Below are 25,469 nucleotides of genomic sequence, written 5' to 3'. Positions count from 1 at the left end.
TCAGGCCGCGTCGTCGTGGCGCGCCTTCTCCAGTTCCTTCTCCGCCCACTCGATCTGACTGGCCAGTTCGTCGATCGCCTGACCCAGTTCCTCGCGTTGGCGCGTCATTTCCTCCAGACGTTGCTGTGCGAGCTTGATCGTCTCGTTCAGCTGCGTCTTCTGCTTGTCGCCCATCTCGTAGAGGTCCAGCAGCTGGCGGATATCCTCCAGCGAAAACCCGAAACGTTTGCCGCGCAGGATCAGTTTCAGCCGGGCGCGGTCGCGCCGCGTAAACAGCCGTTTCTGTCCCTCGCGAATGGGAAACAGCAACTCCTTGCTTTCGTAGAACCGCAGGGTGCGCGGGGTCACCTCGAAGGCATCGCACATCTCGCGGATCGTCATTACTGTGTCGGTCATACTCTCTGCCTCGCGTTTCCTTTGCGTAATGCGACGCGGCAGATCGTCTGTCCGCAGTCACAATACAAGACTTCTTTACGTTCGCGTCACCGTAACGTGGCGTCACGAATCCAATGACGTAATGTCAGGGAATTTTTACCGTACGGTAAAGCAAGTTTCTTTCGTCGAAACTGGCCATAATCGTCAAGCTCACAAGGCGTTCACACGACCTCGCTGACGTTAAGGAATGCATTTCAGGCTCAAGAATCAAGAGTGTCCTGAACCTGATCACGCAATTGTCGGAGGTCGTCGATTGCCGCGTCCAATTCTTCGCGTTGTCGCGTCAGCACGTCAAGCTGCCGGTCGGCCAGTTCGACCCAGACGCGGTTCTGCTCTTCGGTGCCTTGCTGATCGTAGATCAGCAGCCATTGGCGCAACTCCTCGAGCGAGAAGCCAAATCGACGCCCGCGCAAGATCAACGTCATCCGCGCGATTTCGCGCGGGCCGTAATAGCGCGAGCGGCCTTCCTTCTGGGGATTGAGAAGCTCGATATACTCGTAATAGCGCAGCGTGCGCGGGGTCACGTCGAACCGCTCGCACATCTCCTTGAAGGACAGTAAGTCTGACATCTATTCGGCCTCCCGATCCGGGCGAGAAGCTAGCGCGCCGGGCTTCAGGCTGCAAGCAAAGCCAGCCCTCGCCCGGCGGGCTGCAGCTTATATTTCGATCGCTTTGAGCATCTCGGGTTCGATGACATCCACCCCCGGCAGACCGTCGATCAGCGCCTGCGCGGATTGCTCCAGCGCATCGAAGGTCTTGTAGTGGCAGGGGATGACCGTCTTGAAGTTGAAATACTTCTTCGACGCCCAGGCCGCGCGCTTCATGTCCATCGTGAAATGGCCGCCCGCCGCGAGGATGCCGATATCGGGATTGTGCAGTTCACCCATCCAGTCCATGTCGGCCATGATGTCGGTATCGCCGCTGACGTAGATCGTGTGGCCCTCGGCCTCGAGCATGAAGCCCGCGGGCTGGCCCGCATAGGCCGGGTTGCCGTCCTTGTAATCGACCGAGGCGGAATGGGTCGCGTTCACCATCGTGACCTTCACACCGCCCAGATCGACCGTGCCGCCTTTGCCGAAACCGACCGTCTCGGCCCCCTCGGCCCCGAGCATGATCGACAGCTCGTGGATGCAGTAGATCGGGATATCCAGTTCCTTCGCGATCGGCACCGCGTCCGAAGCGTGATCGCCGTGGCCGTGGGTCAGCAGCAGATGCGTCGCACCCTCGATCGCCTCGCCGCGCTTGTCGTCGGGAAAGACCGGCGAGCCGGTGAGGAACGGATCGAGCAGGATCACGGCGTCGCCGGTTTCGATGCGGAAGCCGGAATGGCCGAGCCAGATGAGTTTCATATGGATTTCCTCCGTTAGGCACTTCGGTTGTGACAGGACGACGTAATAAGCCCTGCGCATGTTCCAAGATTAGCGCGCAAATTCGCGTGGGACAGGGCAGGGGCGCGCCGATGCCGGGGCGCGGCGCTTGAAAGCCCCAGTGGCTCGGGCTAAACCGCCTTCCAAGACAAGCGGAGAAGCACATGTCCATCGATATCGACACCGCCCGCAAAGTGGCGCATCTGGCCCGGATCCGGGTGCCCGAAGACCATCTGCCCGAACTCGCGCAGGAACTCTCCAGCATCCTGACCTTCATGGAGCAGCTCAACGAGGTCGACGTTGAGGGCGTCGAGCCGATGACCTCCGTGACGCCGATGCGCCTCAAGCGCCGCGTCGACGAGGTGACCGATGGCGGTTATCCCGAGAAAATCCTCAAGAACGCCCCCGATGCCCGCGAGGGCTTCTTTGCCGTGCCGAAGGTGGTCGAATGAGCCTGAACAAACTGACGATTGCCGACGCGCGCGATGCGCTCAAGAAGGGCGATGTGACTTCGGTCGAGCTGACCGAGGCCTGCCTGGGCGAAATCGAAGGCGCAGGCGCGCTGAACGCCTACGTGCACAAGACCCCTGAGATCGCGCTGGAGCAGGCCAAGGCCGCCGATGCGCGCATCAAGTCGGGCGACGCGCCCGCGATGTGCGGCATCCCGCTGGGGATCAAGGATCTTTTCGCGACCAAGGGTGTGGCGACGCAGGCCGCGTCGAACATCCTCGACGGGTTCAAGCCGGAATACGAATCCACCGTCACGCAGAACCTGTGGGACGCGGGCGCGGTGATGCTCGGCAAGCTGTCGATGGACGAATTCGCGATGGGCTCGTCGAACGAGACCGCCTGCTACGGCCCGGCGGTGAACCCCTGGAAGATCGATGACCGGAAACTGACCCCGGGCGGGTCTTCGGGCGGTTCGGCCGCGGCTGTGGCTGCCGACCTGTGCCTTGCCGCGACCGGCACGGATACCGGCGGCTCGATCCGCCAGCCCGCCGCCTTCACCGGCATCGTCGGCATCAAGCCGACCTATGGCCGGGTCTCTCGCTGGGGTGTGGTGGCCTTCGCCTCTTCGCTTGATCAGGCGGGTCCGATGACCAAATCGGTGCGCGACGCGGCGATCATGCTTGGCACGATGTGCTCGCACGATCCGAAGGATTCGACCTCCGCCGATATTCCGGTCCCGGATTTCGAGGCCGCGCTGACCGGCGACATTCGCGGCAAGAAGATTGGTATCCCGAAAGAATACCGCATCGAAGGTATGCCCGCCGAGATCCAGAAGCTCTGGGACGACGGCATCGCGATGATGAAAGATGCGGGGGCCGAGATCGTCGATATCTCGCTGCCCCATACGAAATACGCGCTGCCCGCCTATTACGTCGTGGCTCCCGCGGAAGCCTCGTCGAACCTCGCGCGCTATGATGGCGTGCGCTACGGCCACCGCGCCAAGCTCGCGGCAGGCGAGGGCATCGTCGACATGTACGAGAAGACCCGCGCCGAAGGTTTCGGCCCCGAGGTGCAGCGTCGCGTGATGATCGGCACCTATGTGCTGTCGGCAGGCTTCTATGACGCCTATTACAACCGCGCCCGGAAAGTGCGCGCGTTGATCAAGCGCGACTTCGAAGAAGTTTTCGCGCAGGGCATCGATTCGATCCTGACGCCTGCCACCCCGTCTGCCGCTTTCGGTCTGGGCGAGATGGACGGCGCCGATCCGGTCGAGATGTATATGCAGGATGTGTTCACCGTGACGGTGAACCTTGCAGGCCTTCCCGGCGTTTCGGTGCCGTGCGGGCTGGACAGCAAGGGCCTTCCGCTGGGGCTGCAACTCATCGGGCGGCCCTGGGAAGAGGGCGATCTGCTGAACCACGCCCACGTCCTCGAACAGGCCGCGGGCTTCTCGGCCAAACCGGAGAAATGGTGGTAACATGAAACAGGCACTCGCGATCCTCGGCGGCGTTCTGGCCCTCTCGGGCTGTATCTCTTCGATCCCCGACAGCGGCCCCGAAGCCCGTCGCGAGGCCGAACTGCGCGGCCAGCCCATCGTGCCGCCTTCGGCACAAAGCGTCCTGCCGACCGACAACGGCTCGACCAACCCCGATGCGCCCGGCGCGCCGCTGAACGCGACCGGCACGGCGACGCCCGGCACGACCAACGCGCTTTCCGCACCGACCATCGATGCGGGCGGCACCATCGGCGACAATCCTTCGACCTCCAGCTCCGACAGCAGCGACAATAGCGGCGCCGCGATCGGGGCAGATGCGATGGCCGCGCTGCAGGAGACCGACGCGTCGAACAGCACTGCCGGTTCCAGCACCATGGCCAGCTCGCCGAACTTCGACACCACCGCGTCGAGCAGCGCGCCCGCGCAGAACACGATCAGCAATCAGGACAGCTCGGGGCCGAACCTCGCTGCCTATGCGCTGTCGGTGTCCAACCGTCCGGGCGACTCGGTCTACAAGCGCTCGGGCATCAAGCTGACCTCGTCGAGCAAGGCCTGCGCGAAATACGTCTCTGCCGATCAGGCGCAACGCGCCTTCCTCTCCGCAGGCGGGCCGCAGAAAGACCGGCTGAACCTCGATCCCGATGGCGACGGTTTCGCCTGCGACTGGGATCCGACGCCGTTCCAGACCGCGCGTCAGTGAGCGCCGACTGCCCCTCGCCCAATTACGGCCCGCGCCGCGAGGGGGCGGTGCCGGAACTGATCATTATCCATTACACCGCGATGTGGTCCTGCGAGGCCGCGCGGACGCGCCTTTGCCTGCCCGAGGCGGAGGTCTCCGCGCATTGGCTGATCGGGCGTGATGGCTCGGTCGAGCAACTCGTCCCCGAGGAGATGCGCGCCTGGCATGCGGGCTTGGGAAGCTGGCAGGGGCTGGGCGATGTGAATTCGCGCTCGATCGGTATCGAACTGGACAACGAGGGCGATCGTCCGTTCCCCGAGCCGCTGATGGCCGCGCTGGAAGAGCTGCTTCCGCAGATCATGCGCCGCTGGGCAATTGCACCCGAGAACGTCATTGGCCATTCGGATTTCGCGCCCGAGCGCAAGATCGACCCGGGCCCGCGCTTCGACTGGCAGCGCCTCGCGCGGCAGGGCCTGGCGATCTGGCCGGAGCGGGGCGCTGCTGCGCCCGCGGTCGATCCCGAGAGTTTCCTCGCACTGGCCTCGAGCCTTGGCTACCCGGAAGCGCCGCTCGCGACGATCCTGCCAGCCTTCCGCCTGCGCTTCCGCCCGCGCCATGAGGGGCCGCTGGATGCGGTGGACATGGCGCTGGTCGCCGATCTGGCGAGCCGCTTTGGCGCAGATGGCGGGGCGTGGCGATCAAGCTGAGGCCGGGAGCGGGCTCTGCCCCCCGGTCGCCGGACGGCGGCAGATTTGAAGACGGAGGGGGCTCTGCCCCCGCTCGCGATGCGAGCCCCCCGGGATATTTCTTCCAATCCGAAGAGTTGATCAGAGCGCGGCGGCGAGCCGGGTGCCCTGATCGATGGCGCGTTTCGCGTCGAGTTCCGCCGCCACATCCGCGCCGCCGATCACATGCGGGCTGCGACCCGCCGCGATCAGCTGATCGGCCAGCGAGCGGTCCGAGAGTTGGCCTGCGCATAGCACCACCGTATCGGCCTCGATCAGCGTCGGGTTCTCGCGCGCCTCGCCAAAAGTGACATGCAGCCCCTCGGCGGTGATCTTCTCGTAATTCACGCCGCCGATCATTTTCACGTCCTTCATATGCAGCGCCGCGCGGTGAACCCAGCCCGTGGTCTTGCCGAGGCGGCGGCCGAGCTTTTCCTTCTTGCGCTGCAGTAGCGTCACTTCGCGGGCTGGGGCTTCGGGCTCGGGCTTCGTCAACCCGCCCGGCGTCTGCGCCGGATCGCCGACGCCCCATTCGCGCTTCCACTCTTCCAGATCCAGCGTCGGGCTATCGGTCACCGTCAGGAATTCGGCCACGTCGAAGCCGATGCCGCCCGCGCCGATCACCGCGACGCGCTTGCCGGCGGTGACGCGGCCCTTGAGGATGTCGATGTAACTCACGACCTGCCCGCCCTCGATCGGGATTTCCGGGTCGCGCGGCTGCACGCCGGTTGCGATGATGATCTCGTCGAAGGGGGCGAGGAGATCGGGCGTGGCCTCGGTCTCCAGCTTCACCGTCACGCCGGTCTTCTCGATCATGGTCTTGAACCAGTCGGTGAGCCCGTGGAATTCCTCCTTGCCGGGGATCGCGCGCGCCATGGTCAGCTGCCCGCCGAGTTCAGAGGCGCGGTCGAACAGCGTCACGGCATGGCCACGCTCGGCCGCGGTGATCGCGGCAGACAGGCCCGCCGGGCCCGCGCCGACGACGGCGACGGATTTCGGCGCCTCGGTCTTGGTGATGACGATCTCGGTCTCATGCGCGGCGCGCGGATTCACGAGGCAGCTCGAGACCTTGCCCTGGAAGGTGTGGTCCAGACAGGCCTGATTGCAGGCGATGCAGGGTGCGATCTCGGCGGCGCGGCCCTCTTTCGCCTTCACCACGAAATCCGCATCGGCGAGGAAGGGGCGCGCCATCGACACCATGTCGGCGCAGCCGTCGCCCAGCACCTCTTCGGCGACTTCAGGCGTGTTGATGCGATTGGACGTGATGACCGGGATCGAGACCTCGGGCTTGAGCCGCCCGGTGAGCCAGGTGAAGGCCGCCCGCGGCACCGACGTCACGATGGTCGGCACCCGCGCCTCGTGCCAGCCGATGCCGGTGTTGAGCATCGTGGCGCCCGCTGCCTCGACGGCTTTCGCGAGGGTGACGACCTCTTCCCAAGTCGAGCCGTCGGGGATCAGGTCGATCAGCGAGATGCGGAAGATCACGATGAAATCGGGGCCGACCGCTTCGCGCACGCGCTTGACCACTTCGACGGGCAGGCGCATCCGGTTCTCGAACGAGCCGCCCCAACCGTCTTCGCGCTTGTTGGTGTGGCGTACGAGGAACTGGTTGAGGAAATAGCCCTCGGAGCCCATCACCTCGACGCCGTCATAACCCGCCTCGCGGGCGCGCGCGGCGGCGGTGGCGATGTCGGCGATCTGCTTCTCGATCCCGGCTTCGTCGAGCTCTTTCGGCGGGAAAGGCGAGATCGGGGACTTGATCGCAGAGGGCGCCACGCAATCGGGGCCATAGGCATAGCGCCCGGCGTGCAGGATTTGCATCGCGATGCAGCCGCCCGCTTCGTGAACGCGGTCGGTGATGATCTTGTGATGCGCGATGTCCTCGGGGGTGAACAGCCCCGCCGCGCCGGGAAAGACGCCACCTTCGTTATTAGGGGCCATGCCGCCCGTCACCATCAGCGCGACACCGCCGCGCGCGCGTTCGGCATAGAACTCGGCCACCGCATTCCAGTCGCCGCGCTCTTCGAGATTGGTGTGCATCGAGCCCATCAGCACGCGGTTCGGCAGCGTCACGTGGCCCAGATCGAGCGGCGTGAAGATATGCGGATATTGGCTCATGTAACCCTCCCTGATTTGGCCCGCACTCTGCGGCGCAAGGCTAGGCTTGTCACGTCAAACGCGGCGTCAGAGCGAAAGCGCCACCGTTTCGCAGAGGTCACCAACCTGCGGGATTCTCTCCCATTGTTACCCTCGTATTGTCGCCGCGAAGTCTAAATTGCGCCCGATTTCGGCTCGATAAGCGGAAAATAAGAAACAGAAATTACAAGCCGAAGGGTGTTTGGGATGGATCGCCTGACTGAAATGGAAGCCTTTGCCACGGTTGTGGATCAGGGGGGCTTCACCGATGCAGCCAAGAAGATGGGCATCTCCAAATCGGCTGTGTCGAAGCATGTCTCGGCGTTGGAGGCCCGCCTCGGTGCACGTCTTCTGAATCGCACCACGCGTCGCGTTTCGCCGACGGAAATCGGCCTGGCTTATTACGACCGCGCGCGTCGCGTTCTCAACGATGCGGGCGAGGCCGATGCGCTGGTGACGTCGATGCAGACGGCGCCCTCGGGGCTGCTGCGCATCTCGGTCGCCACCGATTTCGGTGTGAACCTTCTCTCTCCCGTTCTGGGCGAATTCCTGCAGGAATTCCCCGAAATCACCGTGAATATGGTGCTGAACAACCGCTACGTCGAACTTATTTCTGAAGGGTTCGACATGGCGATCCGCGTCGGCGAACTGGAGGATTCGAGCCTGCGCGCGCGCAAGCTGACCGAGACTTCGCGCCGGATGATCGCCTCGCCAGACTACTTCAAGAAATTCGGCCGCCCCGAGCGGATCGACGATCTCAACAACCACAAACTGCTGCATTATTCGAACCAGTCGGCGGGCAATGTCTGGAAGTTGACCGCGCCTTCGGGCGAGCGGCGTCAGGTCCGCTCGGCGGGCTGGCTGACGGTCAATGACGGTCAGTCGCTGCTGCATGCCGCGACGGCCGGTCTCGGGATCGCTTACCTGCCCTCGTTCCTCTATGCCGACGCGATGCGCGAGGGCCTCGTGGAAGAAGCGATGCCCGATCTGCCGATGGAAACGCTGGGCATCTACGCAATCTATCCGCCGGGGCGTTTCACGCAGCCGAAAGTGCGCGCTTTCATCGATTTCCTCGCCAAGACCTTCGCCGAGAAGGGCCCCGACAACTGGTGAGACCGAACTCCCTCCCGCGCCGGGCCATTCCGCCGGCTGGCGCTAACTCCGGGTCGAGGTGAGAACCGCTTCGACCCGTCTGTTTTTCTCGCGTCCCTCTTTGGTCAGATTGCTTGCGCGCGGGGCGAGGAAGCCCGCCCCCTCGGCGCTGACCTGTGACGCCGCCACCCCGTAATCGCCGATCAACTTTTGCCGTGCCGATTGCGCGCGTTTCTTCGACAGCGCGATATTGGCCGCGAGCGAACCGACCGCATCGGTATGACCCACCAGCATCACCTGATAATCCGGGTTGGCCTTGAGGAACTCTGCCAGCGCCTGCAGCGAGGCGAAATCGCCCTCGCCGAGCGCGGATGCCCCCGATGGGAAGTCGAGATCGTCGAGCGCGACCGAGCCCTGCGCCTCCAGCGTCTGCGCAAGCGCGGAGGGGGCGACGGCCGGGGCATCGGCGCGCGGCAGAACCGGCGCGGTTTGCGGCGCGCCGAGCGGGTCGTCGGGCCGAGCGGGGGTGACGTCCTGCACCCGCAGCTCGGTCACCTGAATGAAGCCCGACTCGGACGACCGCGAGACGGTGATCCCAAGGTAATCGGCATCCTTGCGCGCCGCGATGTAGCGGAAATCGCCCAGATCGACATGCATCGCGGGCTCGGACAGCAGGTCGAGCGCGTAGCGAAAATCGAAGCCGCCGCAGGCCTGCGTGTCGCACTCATAGAGGATGTCGTAGCCCGCCTGCTTGAGCTGATCCCGTAGCGGCGCGAGGATCTGTAGCGTCGTATTCTGATTGGCCCGCAGTTGATAGGCCGTGTCGGAGCGCGCACCCTCGAGATCGCGGGTCTCCAGCTTGCCGTCCTGCCACGGACCGACCGCCAATTGGTAGCTGGTGGCGGGGCTCGTTTCCTGCGCGGATTGGGTGGCGCCGGCGGGCAACGTCAGATCTAACGAGGCGGCGCACGCGGCGTGGGGCAGGCTGGCGGCGAGCAGACTGGCCAGCAGGAGTGGCGCACGGCGGATCATGCCACCTCCGGCGCGCGGCGATAGTGATACTGCGCGCGAACTTCCATGCCGAAGCTCTCGGCGAGGGCGTTCGAGGCGTCATTGGCGAGCGTCGTGATCATCTCGAACCGCTCTGCCCCGGCCTCAACGGCCCAGCGAGCGCCCTCGTAGATCATCTCGCGCGCGAGGCTCATGCGGCGGTATTTCGGCGCAACGGCGAGCGCGTGGAGCATCGCCGCGTCCTCGTAGAGAGCGATATAGGCAACGCCCGCGGCCCGGTCGTCCTTGCGGCCCAGAACGCAGGTTTTCGGTACCTCTGCGCGGTCCATGATCGCCTGCCGCTCGGGCCCGACATCCAACTCGGTCCAGAGGTCGCGGGCGATCTGCAGCGGCGGCCAATGGGCGAAAGCGGTCACGGGCGGGACCTCGCCCTGCATCGCTGCAATCGGCGCGGACCAGATCCGCACCGGGTCATAAGCTTCGTAGCCGCGCGCCTCCAGAACCGCGTCGAGCGCCTCGTCTCCGGCGCGGATCATGAAGCGCGGACGCTGGCCCAAGGCGCGATGCGCAGCTTCGGCGGCGGGAATGTCGGCCTGCTCCAGCGGGACTTCCAGCGTCGCGCAGCTGACGCGCGATCCGCCGCCTTGCCCGTCGCGGATCAGAAATCCGCCTGCGCGGCGATATTCGGCGGCTGGCCAGGTCGCGTCGATGATCGCGTAGGCGTCGATCATGTGCCCTCCGGGAAGGCGGCCTTCAGCGCGGCGAAGCCCGCCTCGACCTGATCGGGATCGGTGCCGCGCAGCACGAGATTGGTGCCGTAGCGGCCTTCTTGAACGAAAGGATAAGAACCGATCGAAAGGTCGGGGAAGCGGCCAGCCAGCGCGCGCAGATCGTCGGCCACCGACGATTCCGCCCGCAGAACCTGCAGGCTGCGCGAGAGCATCGGCGCGCCGCCGGTGAGCTTCGGCAAAAGCCCTTCGACCATCGCCTGAAAGATGTTCGGCACGCCCGCCATCACATGGACATTGCCCAGCGAGAAACCCGGCGCGGCGGAGACCGGGTTCTCGATCAGCTCGGCCCCGTCGGGGATCCGCGCCATGCGCAGGCGCGCGGAGGTGAACTCAGCGTCGCGCGCGGCGTAATGCGCGGCGAGGATCGCCTTGGCATCCTCGCGCACGCCGAGCTTGGCCCCCATCGCCTCAGCTACCGCATCGGCGGTGATATCGTCATGGGTCGGGCCGATCCCGCCACTGGTGAAAAGGTGATCATGGGCCGCCGAAAGCTCCCGCACCGCGGCAACGATCACGTCATTGTCGTCCGGCACCACGCGGATTTCGCGGCAGGTGATTCCGCGCTCGACCAGCTGTCCGGCCAGATAATGCGCGTTTCCCTCGCGGGTGCGCCCCGAGAGGATTTCATCGCCGATGATCAGGATCGCTGCGGTGGGATTTGGCATCTGTGAGGCTCCTTTCGACTTGGTATAGGGCGCGGAACGGGGCGCGAAAAGCCCGGGCACTGGCCAAGCCCCGCTTTTGTGACTATCTAAAGGCCGAAACCCTTAAGGAGCAGACCGTTGGACGATACTCAGGGCCGCACCACGAAGGACGGGATCCGGATCTACGATCAGAGCGATTTTGCAGGAATGCGCGCCGCCTCGCAGGTGACGGCGCAGATCCTCGACGAGGTCGCCGACCTGGTGGCGCCGGGGGTCACGACCGCAGCACTCGACGCCTTCATAGAACGCCGCGTGGGCGAGTTGGGCGCGACCTCGGCGACCATCGGCTATCGCGGCTATCAGCACGCGAGCTGCATCTCGGTGAACCATGTCGTCTGTCACGGCATCCCGGGCGACAAGAAGCTGAAGGACGGCGATATCATCAATATCGACGTGACCGTGATCCTCGACGGCTGGTTCGGGGACAGTTCGCGCATGTATGTCGCGGGCAACCTGAGCCGCAAGGCCGAGCGTCTGATTCAGGTCACCCATGACTCGCTCATGGTCGGCATCGAGCAGGTGAAGCCCGGCAACACCTTTGGCGATATCGGCCACGCGATCCAGAAATTCGTCGAAAGCAACCGCATGTCGGTGGTGCGCGATTTCTGCGGTCACGGCGTGGGCAAGGTGTTCCACGCGCCGCCGAACGTGTTGCATTACGGGCGCGCGGGTACCGGCGCGATGCTCGAAGAGGGCATGATCTTCACGATCGAGCCCATGGTGAACCTCGGCCGCCCCGAGACAAAGGTTCTGGCCGACGATTGGACCGCCGTGACGCGGGACAAGTCGCTGTCCGCGCAGTTCGAGCATTCGGTGGGCGTGACCGCCGATGGCTGCGAGATCTTCACCACCTCGCCGGCGGGGCGCTTCCACCCGACCTGGCGCTAAGGTTCAGGCGTTAGTGGGGGCGCTGCCCCCGCTGGCTGCGTCAAAGCCCTACGTTTGCGCTTCGGGCGTTCGCCGGGGCGTCCTTCCACTGGAAGGCGGCTGATCCCGGCTCACCCCCGGGATATTTTAGCCAAGCCGAAGATCAGGGGTCGAGGCCGATGAGCCGCGGCACCTGACGCATGTCGGTGAAGAGCTCGGCGCCTTCCGCCGCGAGCCGCGGATTGTCGCCTTTCGGCGAGTAGCCCAAACAACGCATTCCCGCGTTTTTCGCCGCACGCGCCCCGGTAGGACTGTCCTCGATCACCACGCAGGCCGCCGGATCGGCGCCCAGATGGCGCGCGGCATGGATGTAGAGATCGGGCTTCGGCTTTGGCATGCCCATGTCTTGACCCGAGAACAGCAGCCCCTCCAGCCGCGTGCGGATATCTGGGTGCTGGCCCAGTGTCGCCTCCATCTTCGCTTTCCGGCCGTTCGAGCCGACCGCGAAGGGAATGCCTTCCGCATCGAGACGCGCGAGAAGGCGCGGGATGCCGGGCATCAGCTCGGTCCCCTCGCGCAACCGCGCGTAGAGCGCCTTGTAATAGCTGTCGACCCAGCCGTCGGGCAGATCGGCCCCATGCTCGCGGCCCCATTGATAGACGTTCTCGATGGTGGATCCGATGAAGGCGTCTTCCAGTTCGGAGATCGTCTTGTGCACGCCGTGGCGGGCGAATTCTTCCTGAATCAGATCGAAGGTCGCGGGCTCGCTGTCGACGAGCACCCCGTCGCAATCGAACAGGACGGCGTGCGGGATCGGGTGGTGTTGCGTCATTCGGGCATCCGGGCAAGAGTTACGAGCGTGTCGCCATAGCGACGCTGGTCGAGCTGTTCGAGGGCGGCGGGCAGGATCGGTGCGGTGTTCTCCTCCCAAACGATCATCGCACCCGGAGCGATCCATCCATTCTCGAGACAGGAGGCGAGGGCGCGTTCGCCCAAGCCCATCCCGTAGGGCGGATCGAGGAAGATGAGGTCGTAGCCGGGGCCGCGATTGGGGCCCATATTGGTCGCATCGCGCCGCCAGACATCCGTCACGCCCATCGCGCGCATAGCCTCGATGTTGCGGCGCAGAAGCGCGCGGGCGGCGGTGCCGTCATCGACGAAAGCCACGCGAGCCGCGCCGCGCGACAGCGCCTCCAGCCCCAGTGCGCCGGTACCTGCGAAGAGGTCAAGCACCCGCGCCTCGGGCACCGGATTGCCGTGCCCGCCATTGGTCAGCAGGTTGAAGATCGACTCCCGCACGCGGTCGGTCGTGGGGCGCAGATGGGCATCCATATCGCCTGCACCCACATCCGCCAGCTTCAGCCCGCGTTTCGCGCCTCCGATAATTCTCATTTCATCAGGGCTTTCAGCTCTGCCGTGGTCTCGACCGCCTCGGACGTGACGGGTTTGCCAGCTTCGATCAGGCGCTTGCCGACCATGTAGGCGCGCGCGTCATTGATCGCGTCCACCGCGATCAGGCGGCCGTCGCGGAAATACCAGAAGCTGCTGCCCTCATCGCGGCGGGTGACGACCTCATCGTAGCCCGCATTGAGCCCGGCGATCTGCAGCTTCGCGTCGAACTGGTCCGACCAAAACCACGCTTTCGGGGTGTAAGGACGACCTGCACCCAGCATGTTCTCGGCGACCAGCTCGCCCATGTCGATCGCGTTGCCGACGGATTCGAGGCGGATCCGCTCCTCGGCGCCGGGGAAGGAGGCACAATCCCCCGCCGCCCAGATATGGGGCACGGAGGTGCGGCCCTGCTCGTCGGCGGCGATGCCGTTCTCGCAATGGATACCGGCTTCGCGGGCGACTTCCTCGTCGGGGGTGATGCCGATGCCGACGATCACGAAATCGGCGGGCAATTCGCGCCCGTCCTCGAGGATTGCGCCGGTGACGGTTCCCTCGCCGGTCAGTCGCGTCAGGCCGACCCCTTCGAGGATTTCCACGCCGCGCTCGCTGTGCAGCGCGCGGATCGCGTCTGCGGTCTCCTTGCAGGCGACGCGGCCGAGGATGCGCGGTGCGGCCTCGACCAGCGTCACCTCGAGGCCGAGCTTGCGCGCGACCGCGGCCGCCTCGAGCCCGATATAACCGCCTCCCACCACGACCAGCCGTTTGTCGGCGGTGAAAAGGGGCCGCATCCGGTCGACATCGGCGAGGTTGCGCACGGTGAAGACATTGCCCAGATCGCCGCCGATCGCGGCGGGCAGGCGGCGCGGCGTGGCCCCGGTGCAGAGCGCTAGTTCGGCATAATCCAGCGTCTCGCCATCCGACAGGGTCACCGTCCGCGCCTCGGTGTCGATTGCGGTGACCGAGGTGCCGAGCCGCAGCGTAATCTTGTTTTCCTGCCACCAGTCCGGGGCGCGCAGGGTCAGCCGCTCCAGCTCCATCTCGCCCAGCAGATAGGCTTTCGACAGCGGTGGGCGTTGATAGGGGGGCACCGGCTCTGCGCCGATCACGGTGATCGTGCCGTCATATTTCAGCGCCCGCAGTTTCGCGGCCATCGAGGCTGCGGCCTGTCCCGCGCCGACGATCACTATTCCACCCATATCTTTCTCCACTGGCCCGGCTCGCGCATGACCCTATATCGACGGGCGGAACAAGTGCAACGCGAACAAATCGGAGCTTTTCATGACTATTTCGACCGGCGACGTTCTTCCTGGCGCGACTCTCCTCGCGATGGGCGATGAAGGGCCGCAACCCGTGAGCCTTGGCGACAAGATGAAGGGCCGCAAGATCGTGATCTTCGCGGTGCCGGGCGCCTATACCGGCGTCTGCACGACCGCCCATGTGCCGAGCTTCATCCGCACCAAGGACCAATTTGCGGAGAAAGGCGTGGATGAGATCATCTGCGTCTCGGTCAACGACCCCTTCGTGATGAAGTCGTGGGGCGAGGCGACGGGCGCGACCGAGGCGGGGCTGACCATGCTGGCCGACCCGGAAGCCGCATTCACGCAGGCGATCGAGATGGATTTCACGGCGCCGCCCGCGGGTCTCATCAACCGCTCGAAGCGCTATGCGATGCTCGTCGAGGACGGTGTGGTCAAGCAGCTGAATGTCGAGGAAAGCCCCGGCACCTGTGAAGCCTCCGCAGGCGAAGGGCTTCTCGCGGAGATCTGATCCGCGGCCCAAATGCAAAGGAAAACGCCCGGCCAAGGAGCCGGGCGTTTTTCGTCAGTCTTCGTCTTTCGGAACCGGCTCGGCCAGTCGCATCAACGGGCGTCCGATGTCGCGATCGACCTCGGCGACGCCTTCGGCCAGCGAGTCCAGCGCACCGGCTAGCTCGATATCGAGCACGCTGATGCCGCCGCAGTCATGGGTCGTCAGGGTGATCTCGAGCTTGTTGTAGACGTTGCGCCAGTCGGGATGGTGATCCATCTTTTCGGCGCAAAGCGCGGCTTGGCTCATGAAGCCCCACGCGGCGGAGAAGTCCTTGAACAGGAGCCGCTTGATCAGGGCATCCTGTCCATCGGCCGCGCGCCATCCGGTATCTTCAAGCGCGTTCAGCAGCGCCCTGCGTTCCTCGGGTTCGAGCTTCGAAGTCATCGCTTACTCCCTGATACGTTAAGCTGGCCCGCAGCCTTGCAGCAGCGGGCCGCCAGTTCAAGCGGCGCCGCTTTCGCGTGTCACGCTGCGGGTTTCGATCTTCGGCACCTGCACCACTTCGAGCGTGCGCGTAGGGAAGGGGATGCCGATGCCGTTCGCGTCGAACTCCTCCTTGATCTTGCGGGTATATTCCGCCTGAAGCCCCCAGAAGTCGGCGGTGGTGGCCCAGACACGGAAGGTAAAATCGACCGAGCTGTCGCCGAGCTGCTTCACGCGGATCACCGGCGCGGGCTCCGGCAGGGCGCGCGGATCGGAGAGCGAGATCTTCTCCAGCACTTCCTGCGTTTTCTTGAGATCCGCGTCATAGGCGACGCCGATCGTCAGATCCATCATACGTGTCGGATTGGCGGAGTAATTGGTGATCGCGCTCGACCAGATGTCGCTGTTGGGCACGATGATCTGGATGCCGTCATAGGTCGTCAGAACCGTGTAGAAGAGCTGAATCTCGGTCACCGTGCCGCTTTCCGAGCCCGCGGCGATGTAGTCGCCTTGGCGGAACGGGCGGAACAGGATGATCATCACCCCGGCGGCGAGGTTCGACAGCGTGCCCTGCAGCGCGAGACCGATGGCCAGACCGGCAGCACCGACGAGGGCGGCCAGCGACGTGGTCTGGATGCCGAAGCGGTTTAGGATGAAGATCACCCCGATCGCGAGGATCAGGTATTTCACCATGTTCCCGAGGAAGCCGAAGAGCGTGTCGTCCAGCCGCTTGTAGCGCTGCGACAGCGCCACGATGCGCCGTTTGGCCCAGGCCGAGATCGCCATTGCGACCAGCAGGATCACCAGCGCAGCCACCACATTCACCGCAACCATGATGGCCGCATCGATCCGATCCTGCGTCAGCCACGCGCTGACATCGGTCAGGTCATTGAAATTCATTCATCGCTCCCGTCATACGTCCTTTAACACTGCTACTTATCACGCCTGCTCATCGCTGCCACCCGAGGGGCTCCGGAACGGGCCCATTTCGGTCAGTATCTCGATATCTTCGTCCACGGCGGCGCGTTCGGCTTCCAAGTACTCCGCGACCGCGCCGCGCAGACCTTGATGGCCAATCCAGTGCGCCGAATGGGTGGCGACGGGCAGGTAGCCGCGCGCCAGCTTGTGTTCGCCCTGCGCGCCGGCCTCGACCCGGCTCAGCTTGTGCGCGATCGCGTAATCGACCGCCTGATGGTAGCAAAGCTCGAAATGCAGGAAGGGGTGATCCTCGATACACCCCCAGTAGCGCCCGAACAGAGCCTCGCGCCCGATCAGGTTCAGCGCACCGGCGATCGGGCGGTCGCCGTTCATCGCAAGCACCAGAAGCACGTCGTCGCGCATCTCGTGCAGAAGATCGAAGAAGGCACGGGTCAGGTAGGGGCGGCCCCATTTTCGCGCGCCAGTGTCCTGATAGAATTGCCAGAACGCGTCCCAATGCTCGGGCCGTATGTCGTCGCCGGTCAACTGCACGATCTCGCCACCGAAGGCCTGCGCCCGCTGACGCTCCTTGCGCAAAGCCTTGCGCTTGCGTGAGCTCAGTTCGCCGAGGAACTGGTCGAAACTCTCATACCCCTCGTTGAACCAATGGAACTGCTGCCCGATCCGTGGCAGCCAGCCCGCTTCGGCAGCAAGCTCCGCCTCGTCCTCGGTACAAAACGTCATATGGACCGAGGAAACCCCGGCCCCTTCCGCGATCTGCGCCATGCCAGCCAGAAGCGCGCGGCCCCCGGCCTCTTCCAGCCCCGGTAGGACCAGCAGACGCCGCCCGGCCACTGGGGTGAAGGGCACCGCGCATTGCAGCTTGGGGTAATAGCGCCCGCCCGCGCGCTCGAACGCATCGGCCCAGCCGTGATCGAAGACATATTCGCCCTGACTGTGCGATTTCACGTAGAGCGGCGCGACGCCGATGATCCGGTCGCCCATCCGCGCCACCAGATGCCGCGCATCCCAGCCCGTGCCCGGCCCGACCGAGCCGGAGGCCTCGAGGGCGGCAAGAAACCGATGTGTGGTGAACGGGTCGAACGCCCGTTCCCCATCCCCGGTTTCGGGGCAGGCGCAGGCATTCCAGTCTGTTTCACTTATTTCGGAAATATCCGAATAAAGCGTGATTTCAACGCTTTGATCCATTTCATCCCGGGAGGTTAGGGGATCCTTTGCCTGAATCTGTGCCCCGCGCGCTCCGCGTCAAGCCGGAAGCGCCGAGAGGTAGCCTTCGAAGGTCACGTTATCGGCGACCCGCCGCGCCAGCGCCTCCTCGTCGACGGAGCGGATCGTCCAGCACAGAACCGGCACGCCGAGCGATTTCAGCTCGGTCACCCGAAGCGCGTTCAGGTCCTTCGCCTCATGCGAGATGAAGGCCGCCCCGACGCGATCGAAATCGGGGATGTGGCGCAGCTCGTCGCCGCGCGCCGCGGGCAGCAGAGCCCAGTCATTGGGCTGGTAGGCCGAGGTCGTAAGACCGACAGCGACGTCCGGGGCCAATTCGCCGAAAGCCGCCACCGCATGGGGGTTGAAGGACATCACCGCGACCGGGCCCTCGTAATCGCGCAGCAACAGCGCCGTCGCCTCCTCCAGCGCGCCGATCTGCGAACCGAGAGCCCCGTCCTGATCCTTGATCTCGACCAGAAGCGGCACTTGGCCTTTCACGATCTCCAGCACTTCGGCGAGGGTCGGAATACCTTCCTCCGTGCCGCTCAGATGGATCGCACCCAGCTCCGCCGCCGTTCGCTGGCGTACCGGGCCGCGCTCTGCGGTCAGCCGGTCCAGCGCGTAGTCGTGAAACACCATCGGCACGCCATCGGCGGAGAGCTGCACGTCGATCTCGATTCCGTAACCCGCGGCGATTGCCGCGCGGATCGCCCCGCGGCTGTTCTCAGGGCGGCCCAGCGTGTAGTCGTGCAAAGCCCTATGCGCGATCGGAAGCCGGAGAAAATCAGGATGCAATGCCATCACGCGACCTCGAAAATCGCCTCGATCTCGACTGCGACGCCCATCGGCAGCGAAGCCGCCGAGACCGCCGAACGCGCGTGACGTCCGGCTTCGCCGAAGACCTCGACCATCAGGTCGGAGCAGCCGTTGATGACCTTGGGCTGATCGGTGAAATCAGTGGTGGAGTTCACGAATCCCACCAGCTTCACCACGCGAAGTTTGTCGAGATCGCCGATGGCGGCTTTCGCCTGGGCGATCAGAGCCAGCCCGCAGAAACGCGCCGCCATCGCGCCCTCTTCGACGTCCATGCCGTCGCCGAGTTTGCCGCGGATCAGACCCTCGGGCCCGTTCGAGATTTGCCCCGAGACGAACAGCTGATTGCCGGTGCGCACGAAGGGCACGTAATTCGCGGCCGGTGCCGGGGCATCGGGAAGCTGAATCCCCAACTCTTCGAGACGTGCTTCGATCTTGGCCATTGCGCCCTCCATGTGAAATTCGACGCGAGGCTAGGCGCGCGCCTTTTCTCCCGCAAGCGGAATCGCTTCTCTTCTTCTTGATGAAAATATCCCGGGGCGCGATAGCGCAGGGTAGAGCCCCTTCACCCTTTAGTTTTGTCGCCCTACGGCGACGAGGGCGGAGCCCCTTGCTGTTACGCCACCAGCGCCTCGGCCTTCTTCAGGTCGACCGAGACGAGCTGGCTCACGCCCTGCTCCTGCATCGTCACCCCGAACAGCCGGTCCATCCGCGCCATCGTCACCGCATGGTGGGTGATGATCAAAAAGCGCGTATCGGTGCGCCGCGTCATCTCGTCGAGCAGGTCGCAGAAGCGCGTAACGTTGGCGTCGTCTAGCGGCGCGTCGACCTCGTCAAGCACGCAGATCGGCGCGGGGTTGGCCATGAAGACCGCGAAGATCAGCGCCATCGCGGTCAGCGTCTGCTCCCCACCCGACAACAGCGACAACGTGGACAGCTTCTTGCCCGGCGGCTGGCACATGATCTCGAGACCGGCCTCCAGCGGGTCGTCGCTTTCGACCAGTTGCAGGTTCGCAGAGCCACCGCCGAAGAGGTGGGTGAACAGCGTGCGGAAGTTCTCGTTCACCTGCTCGAACGCGGTCAGAAGACGCTCGCGCCCTTCGCGGTTGAGTCCCGAAATCCCGGCGCGCAGCTTGCGGATCGCCTCTTCGAGGTCGGATTTCTCCTGCACCAGCGCGTCATGCTCTTCCTGTACCTCGCGCGCATCTTCCTCGGCGCGCAGGTTGACTGCGCCGAGGCTCTCGCGCAGTCGCTTGAGCCGGTTCACTTCCGCGTCGAGCTTCTCCGCGTCGGGCATCTTATCGGGATCGGTATCGAGGCTTTCCAGCAGATCCTGCGGCGACTTCTCGGTTTCCTCGAGGATGCGTTCGGCGGCATAGGCGACGGTTTCGCGCGCCGCGTCGACGCGGGCCTCGGCGCGGGCGCGGGCTTCGCGCGCCTCGCCAGCCAGTCGTTCGGCCTCGCGCTCGGCCAGCTGCGCCTCGCGCAGGGCGGTTTCCGCGCCCGACAGCTTTTCCGACGCTTCGGCCTGACGCGCTTCGGCGGTGGCAATGGCTTCCGACAGCTCGGCGCGTTTCGCGGCCAATTCCTCAGGGGCGGCGGAGGCGTCTTTCAACTCCGCCTCGCTCTCGATCTTGCGGGTTTCCAGCTCGGCGGAGCGTTTCTCTGCGGTCTCCAGCCGGTGCCGCCAACCGGAGATTTCCTTGGTGATCTCCTGCCGACGCTTCAGCCGCGCCTCGCCCTCGCGACGTATTTCGTCATGGGCGGAGCGCTTGGTCATCATCGTCATCCGCGCCGCTTCGACGGTCATCTTCACAGCCTCGACGTCGCCGCGCGCGGCGTCCAGATCGGGCAGGGAGGATTGCGCATTCTCCGCCTCGCGCAGCGCCATCCGCGCGCTGCTAGCTTCTTCCTCGTGGCGTGCGACGGCGAGCTGTGCGCTTTCAAGCTTGGAGCTGGCGATGGAACGATCGGCCTCGGCGCGGCTGAGCGCGCGGCCCGCCTCGGCCAGACGGCGATCGGCCTCGCGGCGCGCCTCGCGGGCGCTGGCATCGGCGCGTGTGGCCTCGGCCAGCGCGGCGGTCAGCGCCTCATGAGCGGATTTCGCGCCCGAAGCGCGCGCCTCGGCCTCTTCGAGATCGCGCTTCAATTCCACCAGACGGTTGAGCTGTTGCAGGCGCAGTGCGGCGGCGGTCGGGGCATCCTCGGCGCCGGCGCGATAGCCGTCCCAGCGCCACAGGTCGCCCTCGGTCGACACCAGCCGCTGACCGGGGGCCAGCTGATCCTGCAGCCGCGCGCCCTCGTCATAATCCTCTACCAGACCAATCTGCGAAATCCGGCGAACCAGCACGTCGGGCACGTCGACATGGGCCGAGAGCGGCTCGACCCCGGCGGGCAGGGGTTGCGGCGTGGGATAGTCGGGGAGGGCTTGCCAGCCGGTCGCGTCATCCTCGCCGACTTCCGGCGCGCGCAGGTCATCGGCGAGGGCGGCACCAAGGGCCGCCTCGTAGCCACGATCCACCCGGACGCGGTCGAGAATTTGCTGACCGTTGGAGGCTTCGCGCTCGACCAGACGAGCCAGTGCCGAGACTTCGGCGCGCAAGGCCCCCGCTTCGCCCTCGGCCTCCGAGCGCGCTGCCCGGGCTGCGCTTTCGCGGCCCTGCGCCTCGGCGCGCGCGTCATCGGCGGCGGCCAACGACTCTTCGGCAGCTTCGGCGGCAGCTTGCGCTTGTGTCTGTGCGCCTTCGGCCGCCTCGAATTCCGCATTCGCCTTCGCAAGCGCGGCGGCAGCAGCCTCGGCAGCTTGCTTCGCCTGCGCGGCGGCGGCCTCGGATTTCTCGGCCGTCGCGCGGTTGTCGGTCACCAAACGCTGCGACGACTGGTGGCGGGCCGCGAGCCGCGCGACATCCTCGGTCAGTTCCGACAGTTGCGCCTCGCGCTCCTGCAGAATCTGCGCGGCCTCATGGGCGGCATCGACCGCTGCGGCCAGCTTGTCTTCATGCCCCTCGGAGGCTTTCGCGATCTGCGCCTGCTCCCATTCGAGCCGCCCGATCGTCTCCCCCGCATCGCGATTGAGGCCCGCCTCACGCTCCATGTCGCGCACGAGCTGGTCGATCCGGGCCTTCAGCGTCTCGATCCGCGCAATCGCCTGATCTTCCTGATCCGAGAGCGCGTCGCGCTGTACGGTGAGGCGTTGCAGGATTGCGCCTGCGATGGCTTCTTCCTCGCGCAGCGGCGGCAATGCGTCTTCCTTGCCCTGCCGGGCTTTCGCCGCCTCGCGGGAGGCTCTCTCGGCTTGCGCGGCCCCGGTGACCTTCTCGCGATGCGCCTCTTCGGCGGTCGTGCGGGCCAGATCGGCTTCGCGCCAACGACGATACAGCAGCATCCCCTCGGCGCGGCGCAGCTCTTCGCCGATGGTGCGGTAGCGCGCGGCCTGGCGGGCCTGCCGGGCGAGGGTAGCCAGCTGCGAGGCGAGTTGCTCGATCACGTCGTCGACGCGCGTCAGGTTCTGCTCCGCGCCGTTTAGCTTCAGCTCCGCCTCGTGGCGGCGCTGATAGAGCCCGGAAATCCCGGCCGCTTCCTCAAGGATGCGGCGACGGTTCTTCGGCTTGGCGTTGATCAGCTCGGAAATCTGGCCCTGCCGCACGAGTGCGGGCGAATGCGCGCCGGTCGAGGCGTCCGCGAACAGCATCTGAACGTCTCGGGCCCGCACGTCCTTGGAGTTCACCTTGTAGGCCGAGCCCGCATCGCGGGTGATCCGGCGCACGATCTCCAGCCCGTCGCTGTCGTTGAACCCCGAGGGCGCGAGCCGCTCGGTATTGTCGATCTGCAGCGCGACTTCCGCGAAATTGCGCGCGCCCCGCGACGAGGCGCCAGCGAAGATCACGTCTTCCATCCCGCCGCCGCGCATCGCCGAGGGGCGGTTCTCGCCCATCACCCAGCGCAGCGCTTCCAGGAGGTTCGACTTGCCGCAGCCATTGGGCCCGACGACGCCGGTCAGCCCGTCATGGATCACGAGATCCGTGGGGTCCACGAAGCTCTTGAAACCGTTGAGACGTAGCCGAGAGAAGCGCAATTGACGAACTTTCCGAATCTGAATGAGTACTGAGAAGTGTCCGTAGAGCAGGCCTGCGAGTCAATGGGAAGACACTTCATCTGGCGATGATGGCGGTATTATCCACAATATATTGGCGTATTCTCGCCGGTGTTTCGCGCTATTTGCGCTCCGGATCCCAGACGCTGGGAGGAGCGTGTTTCGCCTGAAGCTCTTGAATAGTCCGTCTTTTCCTTTTGTGCGGGCAGGCTTAGCATCGAAAGCGACCCAAGGAGCCGACCGATGATCCCAGCCCTGTCCCTGATCCTCGCCTGCCAACTCGCCGGCGAGATCCTGTCCCGCGCCTTGCAGCTACCGCTTCCCGGCCCGGTTCTGGGGATGATCTTCCTGCTGATCGTGATGAGCGTCTCGGGCAAGGTGCAGCAGATCGTGCGCCCCACTGCCCAGTTCGTCTTGCAACACCTGTCGCTTCTCTTCGTGCCGGCGGGCGTGGGGATCGTCGCGCATCTCGGCGCGCTGCGCGAGCATGGGGTGGGGCTGGCGGTGGCGCTGGTGGTCTCGACCATGCTTGCGATCGTGGTCGGTGCGGCGGTTTTCGTCGCGGTGGCGAAGCTGACGCGGAGCGATGTGGATGACTGATCCGTTCAAGCTCTGGTCCTATCTGTCCTCCGAACCGCTGCTTTGGCTCTGGGCGACGCTGATCGCCTATTGGATCGGGGATGCGATCTTCAAAAGCGTGAACCGCAACCCCTTCGCCAATCCGGTGATGATCGCGGTGGTGATCCTCGGCGCGGTGCTCCTGATGACCGGCACGCCCTATCAGCGCTATTTCGACGGGGCGCAATTCGTGCATTTCATGCTGGGCCCGGCGACGGTCTGCCTGGCGGTGCCGCTGCATGCGAACCTGCCCAAGGTGAAGCGCGCCCTGCTGCCGATCGCAGCGGGGCTGGTGGCGGGGTCGGTCACGGCCATCGTCTCGGTTCTGGCGATTGCGAAGGCGATGGGGGCGGGGCCTGAGTTGCTCGCCTCGCTCGCGCCGAAATCGGTGACGGCCCCGGTGGCTATCGGGATTTCGCAAAGCTTGGGCGGGGAGCCGTCGCTGACGGCGGCGTTGGTGATCCTGACCGGGATGATCGGGGCGATTACGGTGACGCCGATGCTCAACCTAATGGGCTTTCGCGACTGGCGGGCGCGGGGCTTCGCGGTGGGCGTCGCGGCCCACGGGATCGGCACGGCGCGTGCCTTTCAGGTACATGAGACCGCGGGGGCGTTTGCGTCCATCGGAATGGGGCTGAACGCGGTGCTGACCGCCTTCCTCGCGCCGGTCGTGCTGAGTTACTTCGGTTAATCGACTTCCGTCAATATTGGCGCGGCGGGCGGGCCTTGTAGACCGGGAGCTTCCAGCCGAAGCGCAGCGATCCGGCGCGCAGCGCGAAAGTCACGCCGCCGCAGATCAGCAGCGCCAGCAGCGTATCCGCTCCGAGCGCCGTCGCGACCAGCGCGCTCGCTGCCCCTGCGAAGGCGCAGGACAGGTAAAGCTCGCCCTGTTTGAGGACCAGCGGCACCTCGTTGCAAACCACGTCGCGCATCAGGCCCCCGAAGGTGCCGGTGGCGATGCCCATGATCAGCACGATGACCGGGCCATGCTCCAGCCGCATCGTGATCGCCACGCCCGCCGGTACCGCCACCGCCAATGCGCAGGCATCCAGCCACAGCAGTGCACGATAGCGGCTCTCCAGAAGATGCGCGGTGAAGAACACGACTACCGCTGCCCCCGCCGCGATCAGCACATAGGTGGGATCGCCGACCCAGAAGACCGGGTCACGGCCGAGAAGCAGGTCGCGCAGGGTGCCGCCGCCGATAGCAGTCAGCGCGGCAACGAAGATGAAGCCCACGAGGTCGAGCTGCTGGCGCGAGGCGACCAGCGCCCCGGTCAGTGCGAAGACCAGCACCGAAGCGTAATCCAGCGCCGCACCCACGGGAAAATCTCCCAGCCATGCGGGCAGGGCGGTCATTTTTGCTTGGCCGGTTTGAAGGGCTCCATCCCGGCGCGGGCCAATTCATCGGCGCGCTCGTTCTCCGGGTGGCCCGCATGGCCCTTGATCCATTCCCAGGTCACGCGATGGCGGCGCTGCGCCTCGTCGAGCCGCTGCCAGAGATCGACGTTCTTCACCGGTTTCTTCGCCGCAGTCTTCCAGCCGTTGCGCTTCCAGCCGTGGATCCAGCCGGTCACGCCGTTCTTCACGTAGGCGGAGTCTGTGGTGATCGTGATCGCGGTGTCGCGGGTCAGGGCCTCCAGCGCGTTGATCGCGGCCAGAAGCTCCATCCGGTTATTGGTGGTCTCGGCCTCGCCCCCCTTGAGCTCGCGCTCCTTGACGACCGCTTCGCCGTCCATCGCGCGCATCAAGACGCCCCAGCCGCCGGGGCCGGGATTGCCGCTGCACGCGCCATCCGTCCATGCGTAAAGCTTAGCCATCGAGACCCACATAGCCGTCGAGCTTAGCGATCCGGTCGAGCCAGCGGCGCAGCGCCGGGAAGGGCTCGAGATCATAGCCGCCGCGGGATTCAGCGGTGTGGGTATAGGCGTAGAGGCAGATATCGGCGAGGCTCATCTTGTCGCCTGCGAGCCAATCCGCCTGCTCCAGCCGCTGCTCCATGATGCCCAAAAGGACGTGGCCGCGCACTTCCAGCGCGTCGAGCGTCTCCTGCGTTCGCTCATGGGCGCGATGCGGATAGCAGAGGATCGCGGCGCGCACGGCGATGACGCCCTCGTGCTGGTTCTGCTCCCAGAACATCCAGGACAGCATCTGCGCTCGGGCGAAACGATCCTCCGGCACGAAGCGCGAGCCTTCGCCGAGATAGGTCAGGATCGCGTTGGATTCGCCCAGCACCCGCCCGTCATCGAGTTGGAGCGTGGGTGCTTTGCCGAAGGGAAGGGCCCCGCTTTCATGCGCCTGAGCCAATGCGTCGCTGTCATATTCCACATCGACCCGGTCATAGCTCTCGCCCAGCAGCGCCATCAGCAGGCGCACCTTGTAGCTGTTGCCTGAGGAGGGCATCGAATAAAGCTTCATCTCG

28 protein-coding genes are annotated in these 25,469 nt (G+C 65.3%); 9 read left to right on the top strand and 19 right to left on the bottom strand.

Annotated features, from left to right (window positions below):
* The 3 genes from B6V73_RS10330 to B6V73_RS10320 form a co-directional block, all read right to left on the bottom strand.
* Positions 1-396 (bottom strand): MerR family DNA-binding transcriptional regulator, encoded by a 396-nt coding sequence (locus B6V73_RS10330; RefSeq protein ID WP_075775375.1) that lies wholly within the window; start codon positions 394-396, stop codon positions 1-3.
* Positions 397-635: 239 nt separating this feature from the next.
* Positions 636-1,004 carry a MerR family DNA-binding transcriptional regulator gene (locus tag B6V73_RS10325; protein ID WP_075775376.1) on the bottom strand — a complete coding sequence of 123 codons (369 nt, stop codon included), beginning with the start codon at positions 1,002-1,004 and terminating at the stop codon, positions 636-638.
* Between the two features lie 87 nt (positions 1,005-1,091).
* Entirely contained in the window at positions 1,092-1,784 is a 693-nt protein-coding gene (locus tag B6V73_RS10320; protein ID WP_088725186.1) for a metal-dependent hydrolase, read from the bottom strand.
* Positions 1,785-1,966: 182 nt separating this feature from the next.
* Here B6V73_RS10320 and gatC point away from each other — a divergent pair, with 182 nt between their 5' ends.
* The 4 genes from gatC to B6V73_RS10300 are packed head-to-tail and all read left to right on the top strand — an operon-like array spanning position 1,967 to position 5,133.
* Positions 1,967-2,254, top strand: coding sequence for an Asp-tRNA(Asn)/Glu-tRNA(Gln) amidotransferase subunit GatC (gene gatC / locus B6V73_RS10315; protein ID WP_075775378.1), 288 nt, complete (start codon positions 1,967-1,969; stop codon positions 2,252-2,254).
* Positions 2,251-3,729, top strand: coding sequence for an Asp-tRNA(Asn)/Glu-tRNA(Gln) amidotransferase subunit GatA (gene gatA / locus B6V73_RS10310; RefSeq protein WP_088725185.1), 1,479 nt, complete (start codon positions 2,251-2,253; stop codon positions 3,727-3,729). The genes gatC and gatA overlap by 4 nt, the downstream gene beginning before the upstream one ends.
* A gap of 1 nt (position 3,730) precedes the next feature.
* Positions 3,731-4,447 (top strand): hypothetical protein, encoded by a 717-nt coding sequence (locus B6V73_RS10305; RefSeq protein ID WP_075775380.1) that lies wholly within the window; start codon positions 3,731-3,733, stop codon positions 4,445-4,447.
* On the top strand, positions 4,444-5,133 hold the full coding sequence (locus B6V73_RS10300) for an N-acetylmuramoyl-L-alanine amidase (RefSeq protein WP_240504124.1): 690 nt from the start codon (positions 4,444-4,446) through the stop codon (positions 5,131-5,133). The genes B6V73_RS10305 and B6V73_RS10300 overlap by 4 nt, the downstream gene beginning before the upstream one ends.
* Before the next feature lie 120 nt (positions 5,134-5,253).
* Here B6V73_RS10300 and B6V73_RS10295 read toward each other — a convergent pair whose 3' ends face one another.
* Positions 5,254-7,269, bottom strand: a complete 2,016-nt coding sequence (locus B6V73_RS10295; protein WP_088725184.1) for an NADPH-dependent 2,4-dienoyl-CoA reductase — start codon at positions 7,267-7,269, stop codon at positions 5,254-5,256.
* Positions 7,270-7,494: 225 nt separating this feature from the next.
* On the opposite strand from B6V73_RS10295, the gene B6V73_RS10290 reads away from it, so the two are divergent.
* Positions 7,495-8,400 (top strand): LysR family transcriptional regulator, encoded by a 906-nt coding sequence (locus tag B6V73_RS10290; RefSeq protein WP_075775383.1) that lies wholly within the window; start codon positions 7,495-7,497, stop codon positions 8,398-8,400.
* A gap of 42 nt (positions 8,401-8,442) precedes the next feature.
* Here the strand turns inward: B6V73_RS10290 and B6V73_RS10285 are convergent, their stop codons facing one another.
* The 3 genes from B6V73_RS10285 to B6V73_RS10275 are packed head-to-tail and all read right to left on the bottom strand — an operon-like array spanning position 8,443 to position 10,846.
* On the bottom strand, positions 8,443-9,411 hold the full coding sequence (locus B6V73_RS10285; RefSeq protein ID WP_088725183.1) for an OmpA family protein: 969 nt from the start codon (positions 9,409-9,411) through the stop codon (positions 8,443-8,445).
* Positions 9,408-10,121 (bottom strand): GNAT family N-acetyltransferase, encoded by a 714-nt coding sequence (locus tag B6V73_RS10280; protein WP_075775384.1) that lies wholly within the window; start codon positions 10,119-10,121, stop codon positions 9,408-9,410. The genes B6V73_RS10285 and B6V73_RS10280 overlap by 4 nt, the downstream gene beginning before the upstream one ends.
* Complete coding sequence (locus B6V73_RS10275; protein ID WP_088725182.1) at positions 10,118-10,846, bottom strand: molybdopterin-binding protein; 729 nt, start codon at positions 10,844-10,846, stop codon at positions 10,118-10,120. The genes B6V73_RS10280 and B6V73_RS10275 overlap by 4 nt, the downstream gene beginning before the upstream one ends.
* A 117-nt stretch (positions 10,847-10,963) precedes the next feature.
* Between B6V73_RS10275 and map the strand changes: the two genes are divergently transcribed.
* The gene (map, locus tag B6V73_RS10270) at positions 10,964-11,773 is read left to right on the top strand and encodes a type I methionyl aminopeptidase (protein WP_088725181.1); all 810 of its coding nucleotides are present in this window, start codon (positions 10,964-10,966) and stop codon (positions 11,771-11,773) included.
* A 142-nt stretch (positions 11,774-11,915) separates the two neighbouring features.
* Here map and B6V73_RS10265 read toward each other — a convergent pair whose 3' ends face one another.
* The 3 genes from B6V73_RS10265 to B6V73_RS10255 are packed head-to-tail and all read right to left on the bottom strand — an operon-like array spanning position 11,916 to position 14,340.
* Positions 11,916-12,584 (bottom strand): HAD family phosphatase, encoded by a 669-nt coding sequence (locus B6V73_RS10265; RefSeq protein ID WP_088725180.1) that lies wholly within the window; start codon positions 12,582-12,584, stop codon positions 11,916-11,918.
* Positions 12,581-13,144 carry a 16S rRNA (guanine(966)-N(2))-methyltransferase RsmD gene (gene rsmD, locus B6V73_RS10260; RefSeq protein ID WP_075775388.1) on the bottom strand — a complete coding sequence of 188 codons (564 nt, stop codon included), beginning with the start codon at positions 13,142-13,144 and terminating at the stop codon, positions 12,581-12,583. Before rsmD ends, B6V73_RS10265 begins: the two co-directional genes overlap by 4 nt.
* Positions 13,141-14,340 (bottom strand): FAD-dependent oxidoreductase, encoded by a 1,200-nt coding sequence (locus tag B6V73_RS10255; protein ID WP_088725179.1) that lies wholly within the window; start codon positions 14,338-14,340, stop codon positions 13,141-13,143. The genes rsmD and B6V73_RS10255 overlap by 4 nt, the downstream gene beginning before the upstream one ends.
* Before the next feature lie 82 nt (positions 14,341-14,422).
* Here B6V73_RS10255 and B6V73_RS10250 point away from each other — a divergent pair, with 82 nt between their 5' ends.
* Positions 14,423-14,911 (top strand): peroxiredoxin, encoded by a 489-nt coding sequence (locus tag B6V73_RS10250; RefSeq protein ID WP_075775390.1) that lies wholly within the window; start codon positions 14,423-14,425, stop codon positions 14,909-14,911.
* A 54-nt stretch (positions 14,912-14,965) separates the two neighbouring features.
* Here B6V73_RS10250 and B6V73_RS10245 read toward each other — a convergent pair whose 3' ends face one another.
* The 6 genes from B6V73_RS10245 to smc form a co-directional block, all read right to left on the bottom strand.
* The gene (locus B6V73_RS10245) at positions 14,966-15,337 is read right to left on the bottom strand and encodes a 4a-hydroxytetrahydrobiopterin dehydratase (protein ID WP_088723105.1); all 372 of its coding nucleotides are present in this window, start codon (positions 15,335-15,337) and stop codon (positions 14,966-14,968) included.
* A 57-nt stretch (positions 15,338-15,394) separates the two neighbouring features.
* Complete coding sequence (locus B6V73_RS10240) at positions 15,395-16,276, bottom strand: mechanosensitive ion channel domain-containing protein (protein WP_075775392.1); 882 nt, start codon at positions 16,274-16,276, stop codon at positions 15,395-15,397.
* Positions 16,277-16,315: 39 nt separating this feature from the next.
* The gene (locus tag B6V73_RS10235; RefSeq protein ID WP_088725178.1) at positions 16,316-17,503 is read right to left on the bottom strand and encodes a GNAT family N-acetyltransferase; all 1,188 of its coding nucleotides are present in this window, start codon (positions 17,501-17,503) and stop codon (positions 16,316-16,318) included.
* Between the two features lie 57 nt (positions 17,504-17,560).
* Complete coding sequence (locus B6V73_RS10230; RefSeq protein ID WP_075775394.1) at positions 17,561-18,328, bottom strand: glycerophosphodiester phosphodiesterase family protein; 768 nt, start codon at positions 18,326-18,328, stop codon at positions 17,561-17,563.
* On the bottom strand, positions 18,325-18,780 hold the full coding sequence (locus B6V73_RS10225) for a RidA family protein (RefSeq protein WP_075775395.1): 456 nt from the start codon (positions 18,778-18,780) through the stop codon (positions 18,325-18,327). Before B6V73_RS10225 ends, B6V73_RS10230 begins: the two co-directional genes overlap by 4 nt.
* A gap of 173 nt (positions 18,781-18,953) precedes the next feature.
* Positions 18,954-22,412, bottom strand: a complete 3,459-nt coding sequence (gene smc, locus B6V73_RS10220; RefSeq protein WP_088725177.1) for a chromosome segregation protein SMC — start codon at positions 22,410-22,412, stop codon at positions 18,954-18,956.
* A gap of 261 nt (positions 22,413-22,673) precedes the next feature.
* Here smc and B6V73_RS10215 point away from each other — a divergent pair, with 261 nt between their 5' ends.
* Together B6V73_RS10215 and B6V73_RS10210 are read left to right on the top strand one after the other, a co-directional pair.
* Positions 22,674-23,030, top strand: coding sequence for a CidA/LrgA family protein (locus tag B6V73_RS10215; protein WP_088719809.1), 357 nt, complete (start codon positions 22,674-22,676; stop codon positions 23,028-23,030).
* Complete coding sequence (locus tag B6V73_RS10210) at positions 23,023-23,739, top strand: LrgB family protein (RefSeq protein ID WP_088723101.1); 717 nt, start codon at positions 23,023-23,025, stop codon at positions 23,737-23,739. Before B6V73_RS10215 ends, B6V73_RS10210 begins: the two co-directional genes overlap by 8 nt.
* 10 nt (positions 23,740-23,749) lie before the next feature.
* On the opposite strand, the gene B6V73_RS10205 is transcribed toward B6V73_RS10210, so the two are convergent.
* The 3 genes from B6V73_RS10205 to B6V73_RS10195 are packed head-to-tail and all read right to left on the bottom strand — an operon-like array spanning position 23,750 to position 25,465.
* On the bottom strand, positions 23,750-24,406 hold the full coding sequence (locus B6V73_RS10205; protein ID WP_075775399.1) for a trimeric intracellular cation channel family protein: 657 nt from the start codon (positions 24,404-24,406) through the stop codon (positions 23,750-23,752).
* On the bottom strand, positions 24,403-24,867 hold the full coding sequence (rnhA, locus tag B6V73_RS10200; RefSeq protein ID WP_075775464.1) for a ribonuclease HI: 465 nt from the start codon (positions 24,865-24,867) through the stop codon (positions 24,403-24,405). The genes B6V73_RS10205 and rnhA overlap by 4 nt, the downstream gene beginning before the upstream one ends.
* Positions 24,860-25,465 carry a glutathione S-transferase family protein gene (locus B6V73_RS10195; RefSeq protein WP_088725176.1) on the bottom strand — a complete coding sequence of 202 codons (606 nt, stop codon included), beginning with the start codon at positions 25,463-25,465 and terminating at the stop codon, positions 24,860-24,862. The genes rnhA and B6V73_RS10195 overlap by 8 nt, the downstream gene beginning before the upstream one ends.
* Between the last annotated feature and the right edge of the window lie 4 nt (positions 25,466-25,469).

Source organism: Thioclava sp. JM3 (assembly GCF_002213185.1).
GTDB classification, from domain to species: domain Bacteria; phylum Pseudomonadota; class Alphaproteobacteria; order Rhodobacterales; family Rhodobacteraceae; genus Thioclava; species Thioclava nitratireducens.
This window is presented reverse-complemented; position numbering and strand designations above follow the sequence as displayed.

Bases quoted from the DNA above. Each gene is read 5' to 3' on its own strand.
- B6V73_RS10275 (WP_088725182.1), bottom strand. From the start codon at position 10,846: ATGCCAAATCCCACCGCAGCGATCCTGATCATCGGCGATGAAATCCTC.
- B6V73_RS10205 (WP_075775399.1), bottom strand. From the start codon at position 24,406: ATGACCGCCCTGCCCGCATGGCTGGGAGATTTTCCCGTGGGTGCGGCG.
- B6V73_RS10325 (WP_075775376.1), bottom strand. From the start codon at position 1,004: ATGTCAGACTTACTGTCCTTCAAGGAGATGTGCGAGCGGTTCGACGTG.
- B6V73_RS10320 (WP_088725186.1), bottom strand. From the start codon at position 1,784: ATGAAACTCATCTGGCTCGGCCATTCCGGCTTCCGCATCGAAACCGGC.
- B6V73_RS10285 (WP_088725183.1), bottom strand. From the start codon at position 9,411: ATGATCCGCCGTGCGCCACTCCTGCTGGCCAGTCTGCTCGCCGCCAGC.
- rnhA (WP_075775464.1), bottom strand. From the start codon at position 24,867: ATGGCTAAGCTTTACGCATGGACGGATGGCGCGTGCAGCGGCAATCCC.
- B6V73_RS10290 (WP_075775383.1), top strand. From the start codon at position 7,495: ATGGATCGCCTGACTGAAATGGAAGCCTTTGCCACGGTTGTGGATCAG.
- B6V73_RS10245 (WP_088723105.1), bottom strand. From the start codon at position 15,337: ATGACTTCGAAGCTCGAACCCGAGGAACGCAGGGCGCTGCTGAACGCG.
- B6V73_RS10240 (WP_075775392.1), bottom strand. From the start codon at position 16,276: ATGAATTTCAATGACCTGACCGATGTCAGCGCGTGGCTGACGCAGGAT.
- B6V73_RS10195 (WP_088725176.1), bottom strand. From the start codon at position 25,465: ATGAAGCTTTATTCGATGCCCTCCTCAGGCAACAGCTACAAGGTGCGC.
- gatC (WP_075775378.1), top strand. From the start codon at position 1,967: ATGTCCATCGATATCGACACCGCCCGCAAAGTGGCGCATCTGGCCCGG.
- B6V73_RS10225 (WP_075775395.1), bottom strand. From the start codon at position 18,780: ATGGCCAAGATCGAAGCACGTCTCGAAGAGTTGGGGATTCAGCTTCCC.
- B6V73_RS10255 (WP_088725179.1), bottom strand. From the start codon at position 14,340: ATGGGTGGAATAGTGATCGTCGGCGCGGGACAGGCCGCAGCCTCGATG.
- B6V73_RS10235 (WP_088725178.1), bottom strand. From the start codon at position 17,503: ATGGATCAAAGCGTTGAAATCACGCTTTATTCGGATATTTCCGAAATA.
- B6V73_RS10210 (WP_088723101.1), top strand. From the start codon at position 23,023: ATGACTGATCCGTTCAAGCTCTGGTCCTATCTGTCCTCCGAACCGCTG.
- B6V73_RS10305 (WP_075775380.1), top strand. From the start codon at position 3,731: ATGAAACAGGCACTCGCGATCCTCGGCGGCGTTCTGGCCCTCTCGGGC.
- B6V73_RS10330 (WP_075775375.1), bottom strand. From the start codon at position 396: ATGACCGACACAGTAATGACGATCCGCGAGATGTGCGATGCCTTCGAG.
- B6V73_RS10215 (WP_088719809.1), top strand. From the start codon at position 22,674: ATGATCCCAGCCCTGTCCCTGATCCTCGCCTGCCAACTCGCCGGCGAG.
- gatA (WP_088725185.1), top strand. From the start codon at position 2,251: ATGAGCCTGAACAAACTGACGATTGCCGACGCGCGCGATGCGCTCAAG.
- B6V73_RS10295 (WP_088725184.1), bottom strand. From the start codon at position 7,269: ATGAGCCAATATCCGCATATCTTCACGCCGCTCGATCTGGGCCACGTG.
- B6V73_RS10265 (WP_088725180.1), bottom strand. From the start codon at position 12,584: ATGACGCAACACCACCCGATCCCGCACGCCGTCCTGTTCGATTGCGAC.
- B6V73_RS10280 (WP_075775384.1), bottom strand. From the start codon at position 10,121: ATGATCGACGCCTACGCGATCATCGACGCGACCTGGCCAGCCGCCGAA.
- B6V73_RS10250 (WP_075775390.1), top strand. From the start codon at position 14,423: ATGACTATTTCGACCGGCGACGTTCTTCCTGGCGCGACTCTCCTCGCG.
- rsmD (WP_075775388.1), bottom strand. From the start codon at position 13,144: ATGAGAATTATCGGAGGCGCGAAACGCGGGCTGAAGCTGGCGGATGTG.